4 protein-coding genes are annotated in these 2,504 nt (G+C 74.8%); 2 read left to right on the top strand and 2 right to left on the bottom strand.

Annotation, left to right across the window (positions count from 1 at the left end; translation table 11 throughout):
* Window positions 1-259, top strand: a 259-nt coding sequence (locus tag H5J29_RS29050) for a hypothetical protein (RefSeq protein WP_181784169.1), incomplete at its 5' end; no start/stop codon positions are given.
* Window positions 259-1,236: a Pecanex-like protein 1 gene (locus H5J29_RS29055; protein ID WP_181784170.1), complete on the top strand. Its 978-nt coding sequence runs from the start codon at window positions 259-261 to the stop codon at window positions 1,234-1,236. The genes H5J29_RS29050 and H5J29_RS29055, both read left to right, overlap by 1 nt.
* Window positions 1,237-1,284: 48 nt before the next feature.
* On the opposite strand, the gene pyrE is transcribed toward H5J29_RS29055, so the two are convergent.
* Entirely contained in the window at window positions 1,285-1,857 is a 573-nt protein-coding gene (gene pyrE / locus H5J29_RS29060; RefSeq protein WP_181784171.1) for an orotate phosphoribosyltransferase, read from the bottom strand.
* Between the two features lie 6 nt (window positions 1,858-1,863).
* On the bottom strand, window positions 1,864-2,504 hold a 641-nt coding region (locus tag H5J29_RS29065; RefSeq protein ID WP_181784172.1), incomplete at its 5' end, for an SDR family NAD(P)-dependent oxidoreductase.

Raw genomic sequence — 2,504 nt, forward strand, 5'->3', positions numbered from 1 at the left:
CGGCGGCCACCGCGTCGCCGGCGCCGACTCCGGTGCGTTCCCGGCCGCGGGCCGCACCGCCACCGCCGTGAGCGACTCCGGTGGCCACCCCTCCGTCTCCGAGACCGGACGACGCCGCCGCGTGCGGCCCTCCGACACCGGTTCCATGGCCCGCTCCGCGAGCTCCGCGTCCGGTTCCTTCCGGTTCGACGACCTGCTCGGCGACGGCCGTGCCGACACCCGCTCCCCCCACACCCCGACCCGAGGACTGACCCGCTGATGGCTCCCCAGACCGACACCCCCGGCACCGCCCGGGCCCGCAGGTTCCGACGCGTGCTCGCCACCACGGCGGCCGCCGCCGTCGTCGTGCTGGTCCCGACCGCCTGCGACTACGCGATCGCCTCCGACCGCTTCCAGAGCGGCGGTGCCGCACCCGCGCAGGGCCAGACCGGGTCCACCCAGAACGTCTCCCAGACCCGGCCCCAGCAGGCCCCCGAACCGGACTCGAACGAGCAGGGGGCGACCGACCAGGGCCGCGACCCGCAGGGCGCTCAGGGGCAGCAGGGCGCCGAGGACCAGGAGGGCGCGGCCGAGGAGACCGAGTCGGCGGCCCCGACGACGTCGGAGGCCCCGGCGACCTCGGAGTCCGCGGCCGCCTCGGAGTCCGAGGCACCCGCCGAGGAGGAGGAGCAGCCCGCGCAGGAGAACAACGGGCTGGACGTGCTGGCCCGGGACTGCTCCGGCTCCCAGCTCCCCGAGCACACCGGCTTCCAGGTCGCGCCCGCCTGCGTCGACACCGCCTTCGGCGAGGTCAGCGGCGAGGACCAGAACCCGTCGCTGCTGATCACCGACGCCCCGACCGAGGTGAAGGTGGGCGAGGCGTTCGACCTGCAGGTGAGCACCCGCAACCTGGTCCGCGACCGGTTCCTCGGCGCGGCCGCGGGCGGCTACTACCTGGAGAGCTCGGTGCTGAACGGCGAGGGCATCCAGCGCGGCCACTTCCACACCGCCTGCCGCATGCTCGACACCACCGACGCGGCGCCCGACGCCGCCCCGGCCCCGGACTTCTTCCTCGCCACCCAGGACAACCAGGGCGGCGCCGGGGAGAGCAGCGTGACGGTGCCGGTCACCGGCCTGAAGAGCGCGGGCCTGGCGCAGTGCGCCGTGTGGGCCGGTGACGGCTCGCACCGCATCCCGATGATGCAGCGCGCCAACCAGACCCCGGCGTTCGACGTGGTCCGGATCAAGGTCGTCTAGGTCGCAGGCGACCCGACCCGGCGTCGACGGCCGGGGTGGGGCGGGTCGCTAGAGCCCTAGGTCGGCGAGGCCGAGGAGCGCGCGGTACGGCGCGCCCTCGGCCTCGATCGCTTCCCGGGCCCCGGTGTCGCGGTCCACCACCGTCACCACGCCGACGACGGTGGCCTGCGCCTCGCGCACCGCGCGGACGGCCTGCAGGACCGAGCCACCGGTCGTCGAGGTGTCCTCGACGACCAGCACGGAACGGCCCGCGATGTCCGGGCCCTCGATGAGCCGCTGCATCCCGTGCTCCTTGGTGGCCTTGCGGACCACGAAGGCGTCGACGGGCAGCACGGCCGGGTTCTCCGCCCGCTCGGCCGCGGCGGCGTGCAGGATCGCGTCGGCCACGGGGTCCGCGCCCAGGGTCAGACCGCCGACGGAGGAGTAGGTCCAGTCCGCGGTGAGCGCACGCAGCAGCGTGCCGATCAGCGGGGCGGCCTCGTGCTGCAGGGTGACCCGCCGCAGGTCGACGTAGTAGTCGGCCTCCTTGCCCGAGGACAGGGTGACGCGGCCGTGCACCACGCCCAGCTCGCGGACGAGCTCGGCGAGGCGCAGCCGGTCGGTGTCGGTGTAGGTGCTCACTCGCGTTCAGCGCTCCCGGTCGAAGGTGGCCACCAGCCTGCGCACGAACCGTCGGGGCAGCACGCCCACCACCGACGAGATCGCCTTGTACTGCAGGCTCGGCACGGACACGACCCGGCCTCCTGCCAGGTCGGCCAGACAGTCGTCGACGACCCGTGCGGCGTCGAGCCACAGCGGGCCGGTCCGCGAGCCGGGGTCGATCCCGGCCCGCTCGTGGAACTCGGTGCGGACGAACCCGGGGCACAGCGCCAGCGCCTTCACCCCGGTGCCGGTCAGCGACGCCGCCACACCCTCGGTGAAGGCCGTGACCCAGGCCTTGTCGGCGGTGTACGTCGAGCCGCTGCCCGGGAGGAACCCCGCCACGCTCGACACGTTCACCACCGCCCCGCGGCCGCGGTCGATCATGCCCGGCAGCACCGCGTGGGTCAGCCGCAGCACGCTGGTGACGTTCAGGTCGTGCTGGCGCTGCAGGTCGTCCACCGAGGTGGTGAGGAACGAGCCCCGCTGCCCCATGCCCGCGTTGTTGACCAGCAGGTCCACCGGCGCGACGTCGGGGTCCGCGAGCCTGCGGCCCACCCGGGCCAGCTGCGCGGGCTCGGTCAGGTCCGCGGGCAGGACCTCCACCGCCACCCCGGACTCCCGGTAGC

It is taken from the genome of Pseudonocardia pini (genome assembly GCF_013870575.1).
Classification (GTDB): Bacteria; Actinomycetota; Actinomycetes; order Mycobacteriales; family Pseudonocardiaceae; genus Pseudonocardia; species Pseudonocardia pini.

Excerpts from the sequence above, each read along its gene's own strand:
- H5J29_RS29055 (WP_181784170.1), top strand. The coding sequence starts at position 259 with ATGGCTCCCCAGACCGACACCCCCGGCACCGCCCGGGCCCGCAGGTTC.